The 15,688-nt window shown below is 68.7% G+C and carries 11 protein-coding genes; 4 read left to right on the top strand and 7 right to left on the bottom strand.

What is annotated here, in order from left to right; genetic code table 11:
• Positions 1–7: 7 nt before the first annotated feature.
• From TSO221_RS13090 to TSO221_RS13075, 4 genes are all read right to left on the bottom strand, one after another.
• Positions 8–1,357, bottom strand: a complete 1,350-nt coding sequence (locus TSO221_RS13090; protein WP_247878031.1) for a PQQ-binding-like beta-propeller repeat protein — start codon at positions 1,355–1,357, stop codon at positions 8–10.
• A gap of 20 nt (positions 1,358–1,377) precedes the next feature.
• Positions 1,378–2,022, bottom strand: coding sequence for a tetratricopeptide repeat protein (locus TSO221_RS13085; RefSeq protein WP_109118940.1), 645 nt, complete (start codon positions 2,020–2,022; stop codon positions 1,378–1,380).
• Positions 2,023–2,182: 160 nt separating this feature from the next.
• The gene (locus TSO221_RS13080) at positions 2,183–3,382 is read right to left on the bottom strand and encodes a hypothetical protein (RefSeq protein ID WP_109118939.1); all 1,200 of its coding nucleotides are present in this window, start codon (positions 3,380–3,382) and stop codon (positions 2,183–2,185) included.
• A 198-nt stretch (positions 3,383–3,580) separates the two neighbouring features.
• Positions 3,581–4,225, bottom strand: a complete 645-nt coding sequence (locus TSO221_RS13075; RefSeq protein ID WP_109118938.1) for a response regulator transcription factor — start codon at positions 4,223–4,225, stop codon at positions 3,581–3,583.
• Between the two features lie 823 nt (positions 4,226–5,048).
• Here TSO221_RS13075 and TSO221_RS13070 point away from each other — a divergent pair.
• The gene (locus TSO221_RS13070) at positions 5,049–5,714 is read left to right on the top strand and encodes a LuxR C-terminal-related transcriptional regulator (protein WP_109118937.1); all 666 of its coding nucleotides are present in this window, start codon (positions 5,049–5,051) and stop codon (positions 5,712–5,714) included.
• Positions 5,715–5,815: 101 nt separating this feature from the next.
• Here TSO221_RS13070 and TSO221_RS13065 read toward each other — a convergent pair whose 3' ends face one another.
• The gene (locus TSO221_RS13065; RefSeq protein ID WP_109118936.1) at positions 5,816–6,508 is read right to left on the bottom strand and encodes a response regulator transcription factor; all 693 of its coding nucleotides are present in this window, start codon (positions 6,506–6,508) and stop codon (positions 5,816–5,818) included.
• 515 nt (positions 6,509–7,023) lie between these two features.
• On the opposite strand from TSO221_RS13065, the gene TSO221_RS35395 reads away from it, so the two are divergent.
• On the top strand, positions 7,024–7,197 hold the full coding sequence (locus TSO221_RS35395) for a hypothetical protein (RefSeq protein ID WP_158284079.1): 174 nt from the start codon (positions 7,024–7,026) through the stop codon (positions 7,195–7,197).
• 79 nt (positions 7,198–7,276) lie between these two features.
• Here the strand turns inward: TSO221_RS35395 and TSO221_RS13060 are convergent, their stop codons facing one another.
• A complete protein-coding gene (locus tag TSO221_RS13060) occupies positions 7,277–8,785 on the bottom strand; it encodes an ATP-binding protein (protein WP_247878030.1) in 1,509 nt (502 codons plus the stop codon).
• 582 nt (positions 8,786–9,367) lie between these two features.
• Between TSO221_RS13060 and TSO221_RS13055 the strand changes: the two genes are divergently transcribed.
• Positions 9,368–11,293, top strand: coding sequence for a potassium transporter Kup (locus tag TSO221_RS13055; protein WP_109118935.1), 1,926 nt, complete (start codon positions 9,368–9,370; stop codon positions 11,291–11,293).
• Positions 11,294–11,459: 166 nt separating this feature from the next.
• Positions 11,460–14,798 carry a response regulator gene (locus tag TSO221_RS13050; protein WP_158284078.1) on the top strand — a complete coding sequence of 1,113 codons (3,339 nt, stop codon included), beginning with the start codon at positions 11,460–11,462 and terminating at the stop codon, positions 14,796–14,798.
• Positions 14,799–14,870: 72 nt separating this feature from the next.
• Here TSO221_RS13050 and tatC read toward each other — a convergent pair whose 3' ends face one another.
• Positions 14,871–15,686 carry a twin-arginine translocase subunit TatC gene (tatC, locus tag TSO221_RS13045; protein WP_109118989.1) on the bottom strand — a complete coding sequence of 272 codons (816 nt, stop codon included), beginning with the start codon at positions 15,684–15,686 and terminating at the stop codon, positions 14,871–14,873.
• Between the last annotated feature and the right edge of the window lie 2 nt (positions 15,687–15,688).

The raw sequence follows: 15,688 nt of genomic DNA, 5'->3' as shown, positions 1-15,688 counted from the left end.
CGGCGAATCAGCGGTACGCGGAGAGCGTCCCGTTGTCGCTCAACACATAGAGGGTGTTGTTGGCCACCACCGGCGGCAAGTAGGTCGCCCCCGGCAGTTTGCTGCGGCTCAGCTCGCGCCCGTCGGCGGGGTCGAGCGCCACCAGCACGCCGTGCGAGCCGGTCAGCCACAGCTTGCCGCCGGCCAGCACCGGGCCGGCCCAGGCGACCAGCGCCGACTTGTTGTCCTTCGGGTCCTTGCGCTTCTCCAACTGGCTGACCCAACGGACCTTGCCGGCCTTGCGGGTCAGCGCCACCACGGCGGCGTCGTTGTCGATCACGAACAGGTAGTCGCCGGCCAGCCACGGCGTCTGCACGCCGCCGACCGTGGCTTCCCACATGCGCGCGCCGACGCGCTCGTCCAGGGCCACCATGCGGCCGGAATGGCCGATGGCGAAGACCTGCCCGCGATCCATCACCGGCAGGCCGCGGATGTCGGCCAGCCCGCTCAGCGCGCCGCCGCGGCGGATCGCCGCCAGGCTCTCCTGCCACGCGACGCGGCCGTTCTCGATGCGCAGGCCGAACAGCTCGCCCGAGGAATAGGGCACCACCATCAGCGTGCCGCTCGCCGCCGGGCTGGCGGAGCCGAGCAGGCCGGCGTTCTCCAGGATGCCGGCGTGGCTCCACTTCGTCGCGCCGTCGGCGGCGCTGAGCGCGATGGCCTGGTTGTCGAGCGTCAGCACGACCACCGTGCCGCCGGCCACCGTCGGGGCGCCGCGCACCGGGCCGGCGACCTTCTTGCGCCAGAGGATGGCGCCGTTGGCGGGGTCGAGCGCCATCACCTCGGCGTAGCCGGTGGACGCGTACAGCCGGCCGTCGGCGAAGGCGACGCCGCCGCCGCTCGAATCGCCGCGGCGCTTCTCCGGCCGCAGGTCGGTGCGCCAGAACTGCCGGCCGCTGGAGGCCTCCAACGCCGTCACGTGCGCCTCGGCGTCCATCGCGTAGACGCGGCCCTGCGCCACCACCGGCGGGCTCTGCAGCAGCTCGGAGTCGCCCGAACCGCTGCCGACGCTGGCGGTCCACGCCTGGACCGGCGACGACGACAGCGCCGGGTGGCCCATGACGTGGTCGGGGTTGCCGCCGGCCTGCGGCCACGCCTCGTTGGCCTGCGGCGCGGGCAGCGCCACCGGAGTGCCGGCGAGCGCCTGATCCGGCTCGACCTTGCTTTCGCCGACCAGGACGGCGACGCGCGTGCCGGGCAGCGGCGGCGGCGGGGTCTTGGAGAACCAGTCGCCGACGGTGTCGCAGCCCGCGAGCGCGAGCGCGAACAGGGAAGCGGACAGCAGGGCGGCGCGGCGGCCCTGAACGCGAGGGGTCACGCGGGGGATCATGCGGGTCATCAGCTCTTGCCGTAAAGGGCGGCGAGGTCGGCTGCCCGCGAGCGCACGCCCGACGGTGCCAGCGAATCGTCCGCGAGTTGCTGGAACAGGGTGCGGGCGCGCTCGCGGTCGCCGGAGCGGGCGGCAAGCAGCGCCGTCAGTTCGCGCGCCGAGAAGCGCCAGGGGCTGGCGTCCACCGTCAGCGGCTGCAGGCGGGTCTGGAGCTTCGCCGCGTCGCCGCCGTCCATCTGGTGCATCACCGACAGCAGCGTCGCGAGATCGCGGTAGATCGCGTCGGACGAGCCGTTGCCGGCGATGGAATCGTACAGGGCCACCGCGTCGGCGGTCTTGCCCTCCTCCACGCGCAGCGCCGCCTCGTTCAGGCGGGCCAGCACGGCAAGGTTGGCGGGGGCGGAGCCGGAGAACGCGGTCAGCGCCTCGATGCCCTTCTGCGGGCCGGCGGCGGCTTGCGACAGCGCGCTGACCAGACGGCCGGTCTCGGCCTCGGCCTGCGACTTCTTCCAGCCTTGCCACGCCTGCCAGCCGGCGGTCGCGGCGACCAGCAGCACCGCCGCGGTGCCGAGGACTCCGCCGTAGCGCTTCATGAACTGCGTCGTGCGATCGCGGCGCAGATCCTCGTCGACTTCCTGGAAAATGTCGCTCATGGGGCTTCGGCGGCGTCCTGCTGGGGCATCCCGGTCCACGCTCCGGGCGGAGCGCCCGGAACGGAGTCTGAAAGGGCCGGATAGCAGAGGCGCCCACACCCGGTCAAGGTCGGTCGGGCGAAAAGCCCCTTCCGGCGGGTGCGGAAGGGGCTTTTGACGGTCAGTCGGCCAGCGACGCCGCCTGGGCGGCGCCGTCACGGCCCTGCGCGACCGGCGGCAGGGCGGAGCAGATGGCCTGCGCCTGCTCCTCGGTCTTCTTGTAGATGGTGGTCTCCAGCAACATGCAGACCTGCTTGTTGTTGGTCACCCACTGCTGCGTGCAGGCGGTGGCGGTCGCCTGCGGGTCGGAGGCCGGCGCCTGCCCCATGCGGGCCTGCCAGCAGGCGGCGATCAGGTCCTGGGTCATCACCTGCATGCCCTTCTCGAAGTTCTCGGTCTTGGGCGTGGTGTCGTTCCAGGCGGTGTAGAAGATCTGGCTGGGGTGGTTGGCGGCGATCACCGGAACGGCGCCGGACGGCAGCGACAGCAGCCCGACCTGATCGACCTGCAGCTCCAGGCCGTACTGCGCCTTCAGCCAGGCCCGCACCGGGCTGCCGAAGGCGACCATCGGCTTGCCGTAGTGGGGGTTCGCCGGGTTGCGGGTCCACTGCCCCAGCATGTCGGTGATGTAGCTGGTGAACTTGCCCTCGACGCCTTCCAGCTTGCTGCCGTCGCTGGCCGGGGCGGCGATCGGGTTGATGTCGATGATCGCCTGGTAGGCCGGGCTCTTGTCCGCCGGGATGCCGTTCTGCGCCAGCAGCATCGCCCAGCGGTCGGTGGTGGCCGAGTTCAGGTAGTCCTGCTTGTCGGTCAGCGAGTAGTCCGGCGGGAAGTGCAGCAGCTCGACCGTCGGGTTGTTCACCATGGCCAGCCCGACCGGCAGGAAGAAGCGCCAGGTGTACGGCCACTGGCTCGCACCCTCCGGCGTCTTCGACGCGGCGATGGAGCGCGCGGTGGCCAGCGCCTTGTCGCCGGCGTTCAGGAACGCGGTGACCGCCTTCGGGTAGGTCTTCTGGGCCGAGCCGGTGAAGGTCGCCTGATAGCCGGCGCCGGCGCGCCGCACCGTGACCTTCGAATCGGTGTAGCCGTCGCGCTTCAGGCTCTGCTCCAGGTAGTGCCTGACGGTGTCCTCGACCGAGGCCGCGCCGCACACCGAGACGTCGGAGCAGGTGTTCGGCCAGGAGTACAGCGCCTTCACGCGCGCCTCGCCGCCCAGCGACACGGTGGTGGCCTGCGGCACCTTCTGCGCCGCAGCGACGCCGGAGACCGCGACCATCGCCACCGCAGCGGTGGCAGCCAGAACCAGATTTCTCGCTTTCATGTTTCCCCCATTCCGCCAGCGCATACGACGGCATGTCGCATGACCTTTTTGTACCCGCGAGAGTAGGGGGATTTCTTGCGAGGATGAAGCGGAGATTGATTACAGACGGGACACGTTACTTACCGCACCGGAACAGGACACGCGAAGGGCACCGGGGTGATGGAGCCCCGGTGCCCTTCGCGTGCCGTGCCGCACCGATCAGGACGCCATGGCCGCGGCGGCGATGACCGCCTGGGTGCGGTTCTTGACGCCCAGCGACTTGAAGATCGCGGTGACATGGATCTTCACCGTGCCCTCGGACAGGCCGAGCTCGTAGGCGATCTGCTTGTTCGACTTGCCGGCGCGCAGGCAGTCGAGCACCTCGCGCTGACGCTGCGTCAGGCCGTAGGTGCCACCGCGGTCGGCCGCGGTGTCGGCGGGGCGGCGGCGCGGGGAGATATCGGCGCCGAAGGTGATGGCGCCCGGCGGGACGTAGATGCCGCCGGAGAACACGAGGTTGAGCGCGCCCATCATGACCTTGACGCTGCTCGACTTCGGGATGTAGCCGGTGGCTCCGGCGTCGAGCGCGCCGCGGATGTCGCTCAGCGACTCAGAGGCGGAGATGACCACCACCGGCGTGCCGGGCTGCAGGTCGTGCACCTCGCGCAGGCCCTCGAAGCCGGGCCAGCCCGGCATATGCAGATCCATCAGCACGACGTCGAACTGCTCGTCGCCGCGGCAGTGCTCGATCAGCTCGCCGAAGGTGCCCGCCTCGATGAAGGTGGCGTCGGCGTGCAGCTGCTCCAACAGGCGGCGCAACCCTTCGCGGAACAGCAGATGGTCGTCACCGATCAGAATCTTCATTTCCCGTCCACCCTTCTCTGGTCCCAGCCACCCGGCCGGATGTCTTCGTTCCCGTCGCCGTCCCTCCTATGGGGAGGTGCGTCACCCGACGGCATCGGCGGCACACGAAGACAGGTACCACAATCGATGGTGTGTAAACATATCCACAAGTGCCATAGAACGTTTGCGGACATAAAGTTGACCTTCGGCATCGCGTCAAGCACGCGTACACGGCCTAACCCATCCGTACAGTCTATGACCTGAGAAACGTCATACACCTTGCGCGCCGGATCCATGGCACGCCTTGAGGACGTGAACAAGAGCAAATCTTCTGCTTGCTGTTCTTCCGGAGCCGCACACGAGGCCTTTCTGTTCGAAAGACAAGCCCGGCTTTTGAAGATCAGGGTGCCCGGTCGCCCAGCATCGGCCTGTACCGCCGTAGGGAGCAACGCTTCTCCCGACGCGTCGCGTGCCGGACACTTTTGCGCCCGCGCGACACGGAAGTGTTATCACGAGGAGGTGCCCCGTCGCCAAACAGCTTGGCTTGACGAACTTGAATGATGGACTATCGTTTGATTTACGGGGGTGAGCATAATTTATAAGATCAATAAGACAGTGTCAAGTTTCTTTCCAGAATTTATGCAGGCTTTTCCGAAAAATTATGGACCCCTCAGGCGATTTTGCTACCCCCGACGCGGAAGGTGACCCGCCAAGCAACGGAACCCGGAAACGGGCCGGCCGTGTACGCCCTCAGAAAAAGAGCCAGAGCTGACCCATGCACACGCCCCACGAGTACGCGCCCGAGAGAGCATCGCCGACAACGACCCGGAACGCGGTGAGCCCTATGCACGTCTGCCTGATCCTCGACAACACCAGCCTGACCGACACGGTGGTTCAGGCGCTGGAGAAGGCCGGACGCCACCGCCTGACCGTCTTTCACGACCTCAGCGAACTGACGCAGAGCACGCTGACGCCCGACGCGATCCTGATCGGGCTGCAGCAGTTCACCGCGCTGCGCGAGAACGAGCCAATGGTGTACCTGCGCCTGTCGCGGCGCTCGCGCATCGTCGTGGTGCTGTCGTCGCGCGAACTGCTCGACGCCGCGCACATCCTCGCCTTCGCCGACGCCTGGGTGTTCGAGGACATCAACGTCGACCGCATCAACGAACTGCTGGACCTGGGGCTGGAAGGCCACTGCCTGATGCCCAAGCAGTTCCTGTCGCGCCTCGGCGTCGATGAGATCCGCCTGACCCTGCTGCCCCGCCTGTCCGAGCCGGAGTTCGAGACGTTGCGCCTGCTCGGCCAGGGGCTCAACAACCGCACCATCGCCAACCAGCTCGACCTGTCCGAGGCGGTGATCAAGTCGATGGTGCGCAGCGTGCTGTCCAAGCTGCATTTCCGCAACCGCACGGAGGCCGGCGTCTTCGCCGCCCGCCAGCAGAGCGCCCTGCAGCAGGCCCGCGACGGGCGCATGGCGCAGCAGCATCAGCCGCTCAGCCGCTCGGCGTAACAACGCGGCTGATCTGTCTTCTGATCTGTCTTCCGGGATCTTCCTCCGGTCCGGCCGTCGCCGCAGCAGCGCTGCGGCGACCGCGCCGTATGGACCTGTTCCTATTGGTGCGCGGCCGTGACGCCGGCAGGAACCGCACCGGCCAGTTCGCCGCCGATGCCGTTGTTGAGCGCCCAGATCGCCGCCTGCGTGCGGTTGGAGGCGTTGATCTTGCGCAGCAGGCTCTTGAGGTGGACCTTCACCGTCGCTTCGGTGATGTTCAGGTGGTTGGCGATCATCTTGTTCGAATCGCCGTTCAGCAGGCAGCGCAGGATCTGCACCTCGCGCTGCGACAGGCCCTTGCGCGACACCGGCATCTCGGTGCCGTTGCCGTTCACCCGGCCGCTGATCAGCAGCGCGGCGAGGTGGGTCGGGAACACCTTCTCGCCCATCATCACCAAACGCAGCGACTGCGCCAGTGCGTCCGATGACAGGTCCTTCATCAGGTAGCCGTCGGCGCCGGCCTCCAGCGCGTTGGCGAGGCGGCGGGTGCACAGATCGCTGGTGAGGATGACCATGCGGGCGTCCGGCAGGTTGGCGCGCAGGCGGCGCATGCCCTCGGCCTCCTCGTCGCCACCGTTCACCAGGTCGAGCAGGACGAGTTGCGGGCGCAGGCCGGACTCGACGGTGGAAACCGCCTCGCGCAGGTTGCCGGCTTCGGCGACGATCTGGAAGGGTGAATCATCCAGCAGGCGCTTGAGCCCCTCCCGGAACAACTTGTTGGAGTCGATCAAAAAGGCTCGCACTGGTTCCATTGTCAGCTCCCGCGATATTCGGATGGATGCGCAAGGTTCCGTTGGTAATCTTCTCGGAGTCCGCTCCGCGCAGGTCTCCCAACCGCGCCATACCGATGGCATCTTCGTGCCGATATTTTGGATGAAGATACCCCTGTGTCGTGAACGACGATACCACTCTGAGGTATTAACAGAAGAACGCATTGGGTATATGCGCAAAGCATCTTTCGAATTTGGTGTGATCTGCGGCCTTTTAAAGAATTAGGCGGCTTCTTTTGAGTGTTCGATATCGGGTTAGTCTAACACCAATTCGTCTTGTTTAAAGAGATCGGTCAGAAATCCGGCACCGCCCTTGCGCATTGCGGTTGCAATAGGGGTGCTTCGCCCTGAACGATGATGCTCAGCCGGGTAGCATGACACGCCAGGAGGCTAGCAACGGGCGCCCCCGGCCGCACACGCCCGCCTATCACAATAGTCGTATGCGGACGTTGGCGGCGGGATGCTATAGATCGCCCCCCTGCCCTCTGGAGCCCCGCGTGTCAGTCTGGAACGTCGCCGGCGTGATGGCGCTGGCCTACCTGCTGCTGCTGGCGCGCAGCGCCTGGAAGCAAGGCGAGCTGCGCCAGTTCCTGTGGAGCCTCGCGATCCTGGCTGGCGTCGTCGCCATCATCGCCGCGGTGGTTGCGGCGGCGGTGTGGATGGGCCGTTGACGCACGAGAAGTTCACGTACGAAAGCCCTCCCCGGCCGGACCGGGGAGGGCTTTCGAATTGCCTTTCGAGACTGTCGGGTCAGATCGTGCCGCGCTCGTGGGCGAGGCGCATCAGCACGTACTGCCGCATCATCTGGTTGCGGAAGCGGTAGCGGAAACGTCCCGGCTCGGGCACTGGCGCCAGCACCGCGCCGTGGTCGACCGCCGTCAGGCGGGTCAGCAGGTCGTCGAGGTCGCTGAACGCCGGCTGACCGTCGGCCGCCGTCAGCTCCGACGGGTCGAAGACGCCGTACTCGTCGGCCGGGCACAGCGCGGCGGCGTGCAGCACGTCCTCCAGTTCGGCCCGGCGGGCGCCGGCCAGCATCCGGTTGTACGAGTCGACGATGCCGCGCTCGGCCTCCTGCAGACAGCGGCTGATCGCGTAGCCGAGGTCGCTGCGCTCCACCGTGGTCGAGCCGCGGCTGACCGCGCTGCGCGCCGCGTGCAGACCGAGCAGCTGGGCGTAGTACGGCAGGCCGCGCACGAAATCGCCGATCCGCCGCACCACGTCCGGCGCGAAGGCGATGCCGGCGTTCTCGGCGCCGGCACTGATCAGCCGCTCGATCTCCTTGTCGGTCATCAGCGGCAGGTGCACCGGCACCAGCGAGCGCTGGATCGACGGATGCTTGCCGAGCAGCTGGTCGAGATTCTCCGCCACGCCGACGATCAGCAGCGTCACCGCGATCGAGCTGTCGGTGAGGTTCTTCAGCATCTCCGCCAGCTTGTTGCGGAAATCCTCGTCGGTGATGCGGTCGTACTCGTCGAGGATCAGCAGCGCGTGGGTGCCGTAGATGCCGGCCAGCACCTCGTTCAGCTCGGTGACGCTGAAGGTGCCCTCGGGCAGCAGCTCGTTGAAGCTGGTGAAGGTGCGCCGCGCCGCGAACGGGTTGTCCATCCCGGAGCGGTAGTAGGTGGACGGGATCCGCCGCAGCAGGTGGCGGAAGCTGTCCTCGAAGCTCAGTTCGGCGCTGCAGGTCAGCTTCAGCGCCAGATAGCCGGCCTGCGTGGCGATCTGCTCGATGGCGTTGGCCACCGAGGTCTTGCCGCGGCCGCGGTCGCCGAACAGGATGACGTGCGCCCGCTCCTCCTCCACTGCGGAGATGATGCGCTTCAGCGCCGCGGTGCGGCCGATGAACAGCCCGTTCAACGCCTGCTTCGGCCGCGTCGGGGTGAACGCCTCGCGCAGGCGGCCGTTCATCTCCGGCGTCATGCCGGTGAGCAGGGCCGGCGCCGTGCCGCGCGGCCCGCGCAGGCCGGCGTTCACCGGCATGGTGAAGCGCGGCAGTTCCACCTCGTCGCCCGCCGGGTCGCGTGACGCCGGGGCCGTGCCGGGCCGCAGAGCATCCGCCGTGCCTGGGACGGTGCGCAGCCGCGGCGGGCCGCCCATGGCGACCGGGGGCCGCTCGGCCGGGCCGGCAAAGGGTTGGCCGGTGAGCGGCTGACCGGTGATCCCGCCGCCCGAACCGCCCGAACCACCCGCCATGGGGCCGCTGCTGGTGAAGTCTTCGTCCGCCCCGGCGGCGCGCCGCTTTCGAAAGAAGTTCCGCATCGCTCCCGAATCCTGACCGTCTCTGCCGACAATCCCCCCGCCGCGTGCCGAGGGGCGAGCGCGGGGTATGACTGCAAACAGCATTTGGGGATTGGTAAGCCGCTGAACGGCTTGGGATTTCGGATACTATACCGATGCGGGACCGGTCGGTTTCCAAGGCGCACCCCGACCGGGTGCGGACGCGAAGGCCGCTACCCCTTCCGGCGAAGGGTCAGAGCAGAACGGCGTGGCCGAGGATGGTCCAGGCGTACAACGTGCCCAGGAACGCGACCAGGGTGAACATCTCGCGCAGGAACCGCAGCATCGTCATGGGACTCTCCCTCTGCCTTCGGTGAACCGTGTCCGTTGAAGGGAGACTGCCAGAACGGAATGCGAACATCAAGCGTTAAGTTCGCATTCCGTTCTCATTTTGAACGGGCCGCTCGCCGCACCGTCCGGTGCGCGCCGGCGGTTCGCCCGCTTGTCTGTGGTGGCGGTCCGTCGAATGTTGTAACTGTCGACGCGTTGTAACTGCGAAGACAAGGCGCCCCTTCGGCGCCACCGCCGGTCCAACGGCGCGCCAAAGGGGAACGAGACGGCCGCATGGAAACCGCGCAGACCTCCGGCAAGACGCCCGCCAACCCGGCATCGCAGGGCGAGGCCAGCCACACGGTCAGCAACCGCCTGCCCGCGCTGATGCTCGGCGCGCTGGGCGTGGTGTACGGCGACATCGGCACCAGCCCGCTCTACACCATGCGCGAGGTGTTCGCCGAGGCGCACCTGCCGCTCAACGAGACGACGGTGCTGGGCGTGCTGTCGCTGGTGACCTGGACGCTGATGATCGTCGTCACCGTGAAGTACGTCATGGTCGTCATGCGCGCCGACAACAAGGGCGAGGGTGGCGTGCTGGCGCTGGGCACCCTGGCGCAGCGCGGGCTGGCCAGCCCGCGCGGGCAGCGCGCGGTGATCGGCCTGGCGATCCTGGGCATGGCGCTGTTCTTCGGCGACAGCCTGATCACCCCGGCCATCTCGGTGCTGAGCGCCGTGGAAGGCCTGAAGGTCGCCACCCCGGTGTTCGAGCCCTACGTGGTGCCGATCACGCTGCTGGTGCTGGCGGTGCTGTTCGTCTTCCAGCGCCAGGGCACCGGCAAGGTCGGCATCCTGTTCGGGCCGATCATGCTGCTGTGGTTCGCCACGCTGGCGGGATTGGGAATCGTGCAGATCGTGCGCTGGCCGGACGTGCTGCGCGCGCTCGATCCCGAATACGCCATCCTGCTGTGGATCGCCCACCCCCTGGCGACCTTCGTCGGCCTGGGCGCCGTGGTGCTGGCAGTCACCGGCGCCGAGGCGCTGTACGCCGACATGGGCCATTTCGGCCGCCGGCCGATCCGGCTGGTGTGGCTGTACTTCGTGCTGCCGGCGCTGGTGCTGAACTACTACGGCCAGGGCGCCCTGCTGCTGCACGAGCCCGAGGCGCGCGAGAGCCCCTTCTACCATCTGGCGCCGGACTGGCTGCTCTACCCGCTGGTGATCCTGGCCACCATGGCGACGGTGATCGCCAGCCAGGCGGTGATCTCCGGCGCCTTCTCGCTGACCCGGCAGGCGGTGCAGCTCGGCTACCTGCCGCGGCGGGAGATCCGCCACACCTCGGTGCACGAGATCGGGCAGGTCTACATCCCGCGCAACAACTGGCTGCTGCTGGTCGGCGTGATGTTCCTGGTGCTGGCCTTCCAGTCGTCCAGCAACCTTGCCGCCGCCTACGGCGTGTCGGTGACCGGCGCCATGGTGATCGACGCCATCCTCATCGCCTTCGTGGCCCGCCGGCTGTGGCACTGGAACCCGTGGCTGCTGATACCGGCGCTCTCCGCGTTCCTGGTCATCGACCTGGCGCTGTTCGGCTCGACACTGCTGAAGGTGCCGCAGGGCGGCTGGTTCCCGCTGGTCGTCGCCGTCGTGGTGTTCCTCATCATGACCACCTGGCGTAAGGGTCGCACCATCCTGGCCGAGCGGCTGTACCAGGACTCCCTGCCCATGGAGATGTTCCTGGAGCGCATCCGGCCGGAATCGCCGATGCGCGTCGCCGGCACCGCGGTGTTCATGACCGGCAACCCCGACGTCGTGCCGCACGTCCTGCTGCACAACATCAAGCACAACAAGGTGCTGCACGAGCGCGTCATCATCCTGACGGTCATCGTCGACGACGTGCCCTGGGTGTACGAGGACCGCGCCATCCACGTCGAGAAGCTGGGCAAGGGCTTCTTCCGGGTGATCCTGCACTACGGCTACATGGAGCAGCCGCACGTGCCGCAGGCGCTGGAGCGTTGCCGCCGCTACGGCCTGCACACCGACATGATGGACACCTCGTTCTTCCTCGGCCGCGAGACGCTGATCCCGTCGCGGCGCACCGGCCTGCCGACCTGGCGCGAGCCGCTGTTCATCCTGATGTCGAAGACCGCCCTGTCGGCGACCGAGTTCTTCTGCATCCCGCCCGGCCGCGTGGTGGAGCTGGGCACCCAGGTGGAGATCTGAGCCTCCGGAGCTAGATTACTGAGGTGTCTTAGTATTTTGTGCCGCGGGGCGGCTGTACAGCCCTCGCTTGCAGGTAATCCGATATATGCCTAGTATCCGGCTTGAGGCCGTGAGGAGGCTCCCGGATAAGCCGCAGCCGCCGTCCCGCGCCGGGAGTCTGTCGCGCATGCCCAAGCAGGGCTTCTTCCTGAACCGGGGCGGTCTGGTCGCCTTCGCTCTGATCGCCGTGGCCGCGATCCTGTTCGATCTCGGCTACCAGTTCTACGCGGGCCGCTCGCTGACGCTCGAGAAGGGCGCGAAGACGCTCGCCAACCTCACCAGCGCGCTGGAGGCGGGCACCACGCGGACCGTGCAGGCGGTGGACGTCACCCTGGTCTCGGTCGCCGACGCGGTCGGCTACAATGGCATGCCCGACAGTCTGGACGCGCGCACCGACGTGACGGCGCTGCTGCAGGAGCGCGTGCGCCGCTCGCCGCACCTGCGCTCGCTGACGCTGGTCGACACCAGCGGCCACGTGGTCGCCAGCACCGAGGAGAACCACAACGTCGTCGCCTCGCTGCGCGACCGCGACTTCATCGCGGCCCCCCTGAGCGGCACCGAGAAGGACCTGTTCATCGGCATGCCGGTGCGCGGCCGGACGCTGATCCCGCCGCACGACGCGAACTCCGCCGACTGGCTGCTGCCGATGAGCCTGCCGGTGCGCGGGACGCATGGCAAGCTGCTCGGCGTCGTGGTCGCCGCGGTCAACCCGGACTACCTGCACGGCATCTTCCAGACCGTGGAGATCGGCCAGAGCGGTTCGGTGACGCTGTACCGCTTCGACGGCGTGCGGCTGGCCGGGTTGCCCCTGGACCCGGTGGGCGTCGGCCGCTCGGACGCCGCATCCTCGCCCTTCCACACCCATCTGCGCCAAGCCGAGAACGGCGTGTTCACCGAGACGGTGGATGGCCGGCGCCGCATGGTGTCCTACCGCACCGTGCCGGTCTGGCCGCTGGTGCTGGTGGTCACCCACGACGAACAGGACGAACTGGCCGCGTGGCGCGCCAGCGTGCGCGACAGCGCGCTGATCGCCGGTGCGTTCATCGTGCTGATCGCGCTGTTCACCGTGCTGCTGATGCGCAGCCTCGGCCTGCTGCGCCGGCAGGGCGTGGCGCTGGAGGAGGGCAACGCGCGCCTGAAGGCGATCCTGGAGACGGCGGTCGAGGGCATTCTGACCGCGCGCGCCGACGGCCGGATCGAGAGCGCCAACAACGCCGCCCACCGCATCTTCAACTTCCCGCCGGGTGAGCTGGTCGGCCGCAACGTCACCGAGCTGATGGCGCCCGAGGACCGCGAGGCGCACCGCCGCGGCATGGCCGGGGTGACCGGCCCCGGCCCGCGCCCGCCCACCGGCTTCAACCGGGAGGTGACCGCGATGCGCCGCACCGGCGAGGCGTTCCCGTTGGACATCTCGATTGCCGAGGTGCGCACGCACGACGGCCCGCTGTTCGCCGCCATCCTCCGCGACCTGACCGAGCGCAAGCACGCCGAGAGCGACCTGCGCGAGGCCAAGGAGCGCGCCGAGGCCGGCCAGCGCATCAAGATGGAATTCCTGGCCACCATGAGCCATGAGATCCGCACGCCGATGAACGGCGTGATCGGCATGGCCGGCCTGCTGCTCGACACCCCGATGAGCGAGGAGCAGCGTTCCTACGCGGGGACGATCCGCGATTCCGCCGAATCGCTGTTGTCCATCCTCAACGACATCCTCGACTTCTCGAAGATCGACGCCGGCAAGCTGGCGCTGGAGATGGGAGAGTTCGAACTTGTGCCGCTGGTCGAGAGCGTGGTCGACATCCTCGCCCCGCGCACCGTGGCCAAGGGGGTGGAGCTGGTCAGCTTCGTGCCGCCGTCTCTGCGCGGCACGCTGCGCGGCGACGCTGGGCGGCTGCGGCAGATCCTGCTCAACCTCGCCGGCAACGCGGTCAAGTTCACCGACCGCGGCAGCATCTCCATCCTGCTGTTCGAGGAGTCCACCCTGGACAACCGGGTGCAGATCCGCTTCGAGGTGCGCGACACCGGCATCGGCATCGCCGAGGCGAACCGCGAGCGGCTGTTCTCCATGTTCTCCCAGGTGGACGCCAGCCCGGCCCGCCGTCACGGCGGCACCGGCCTGGGGCTGGCGATCTGCAAGCGCCTGACCGAGCTGATGGGCGGCTCCATCGGCGTCGACACCGCGCCCGGCCGCGGCAGCGTCTTCCGGTTCACCGTGCCGCTGGAGCGCACCGCGGTGCCGGCCGACCCCGCGCTGCGCTGGTCCGGCCGGCGGATGATGGTGGTGGACGACATGGCGGTGAACCGCGACGTGCTGGCGCGCCAGCTCGCCGCCTTCGGCATCGTCGCCGAGTCCGCCGAGGACGCCGACACCGCCATGGCCGCGCTGACCGCAGCCGAGGCGGATGGCCGTGCCTTCGACGCCGCCATCCTCGACCACCGCATGCCGCGCGTCACCGGCCCCGAACTGGCCGAGCGGATCCGCGCCACCCCGGCGCTGATCCGGATGCGGCTGGCGCTCGCCTCCTCGCAGCCCGGCCAGCCGCCGGCGCCCGGCGCCATCGACGCGCTGCTCCCCAAGCCGGTGCGCCTGGACGCGCTGAGGGCCTGCCTCGCCCAGCTGCTCGACGCCGAGCCCGGCCAAGCCGAAGCGCCCCCCGCCCCGGCCGCGGCGGCCGCGGCGCCGGCCGAGGGCAGGCGTTGCCGCATCCTGGTGGCCGAGGACAACCCGGTGAACCAGCAGCTCGCCCTCGCCCTGCTGCGCCGCGCCGGCCATGTGGCCGAGGCGGTGGCCAGCGGCACCGAGGCGGTGGCGGCGGTGCGCGCCATCCCCTACGACATGGTGCTGATGGACGTGCAGATGCCGGAGATGGACGGGCTGGAGGCGACGCGCACGATCCGCAACCTGCCCGGCCCGGCCGCGCGCATCCCCATCGTCGCCATGACCGCCAACGCCATGCGGGGCGACGACGCGCTGTGCTACGCCGCGGGCATGGACGACTACCTCGCCAAGCCGGTGGACGCGCAACGCCTGCTCGCCACCGTATCGCGCTGGGCCGGGCGTTCCGGCGGCGTGCCCTACGCCGTGGCGGCGCCCACGCCGGTGGCCGCGCCACCGCAGCCCGTCGCGCGTGAGGCCGACGCGGTCAAGCTGGCGGAACTGCGCGAGGCCATGGGCGATTCCGGCTTCCACGCGCTGCTGGAGACCTTCTTCCGCGACTCGCCGGAGAATCTCAGCCGCCTGCGCGACGCCTGCCGCGCCTCCGACCTGGAAGCGGCCGAGCGCGAGGCGCACACCCTGAAGGGCGCGGCCGGCAGCGTCGGCTTCGCCGAGGTCGCGGACGCCGCCACCCGCATCGTCGAGGCGGCGCGGCGGCAGGACGCGCAGGCGGTGTCGTCGGAAGCGACGGCCCTGGCCGAGGCCTACGCCCGCGTGCGGCAGCAGCACGACCACAAGGCAACGGCGGCGTAGGACGGTTTCGGGGGCGGTTTCAGGGGCTGCCCTGCTCCCTCCCCCGGCCTCCGGCGGGAGGGGATCAGCCCTTTACTCCGCCGCCGTCTCCGCCTCGTCGGTGGCTTCGCGTTCGGCGCGCTTCTTCTCGATGGCACGGCCGATCCAGATGGAGACCTCGTAGAGGAACAGCATCGGGATGGCGAGGCTCACCTGGCTGATCACGTCCGGCGGCGTCAGCACTGCGGCGACGATGAACACGAAGACGATCGCGTAGCGGCGCTTGGAGGTCAGCGTCTCCACCGTCAGCAGGCCGGCGCGCACCAGCAGCGTCAGCACCACCGGCAGCTGGAACGCCACGCCGAAGGCGAAGATCAGCGCCATCACCAGATGCAGGTACTCGCCGACGCGGGCCTCGAACTCGATGGGCAGCTGGCCGGTGTCGCCGCCGGGGTGGAACTCGAAGCCCAGGAAGAACTTCCAGGCCATCGGGAACACGAAGTAGTAGACCAGCGCCCCGCCGAGGAAGAACAGCACCGGCGTCGCCGCTAGGAAGGGCAGGAAGGCCTTGCGCTCGTGCTTGTAGAGGCCGGGCGCCACGAACATCCAGACCTGGCTGGCGACGATCGGGAAGGCGAGGAAGCAACCGGCCCAGAACGCCACCTTCACGTAGGTGAAGAACGCCTCGGTCAGGCCGGTGTAGATCATCCGGCGCCCCTGCCCCGCCAGGATGTCGGCGAGCGGCTGCACCAGGAAATTGTATATCTTGTCCGACACGAGGTAGCACAGCAGGAAGGCCACCAGCAGCGCCACGATCGAATACATCAGCCGGTTGCGCAGCTCGATCAAATGATCGATCAGCGGCATCTTGCTGTCTTCGACCTCGTCTTGCTCGGGTTCGGTGGTCATCC

Origin of the sequence: Azospirillum sp. TSO22-1 (assembly GCF_003116015.1) — a bacterium.
GTDB lineage: Bacteria > Pseudomonadota > Alphaproteobacteria > Azospirillales > Azospirillaceae > Azospirillum.
This window is presented reverse-complemented; position numbering and strand designations above follow the sequence as displayed.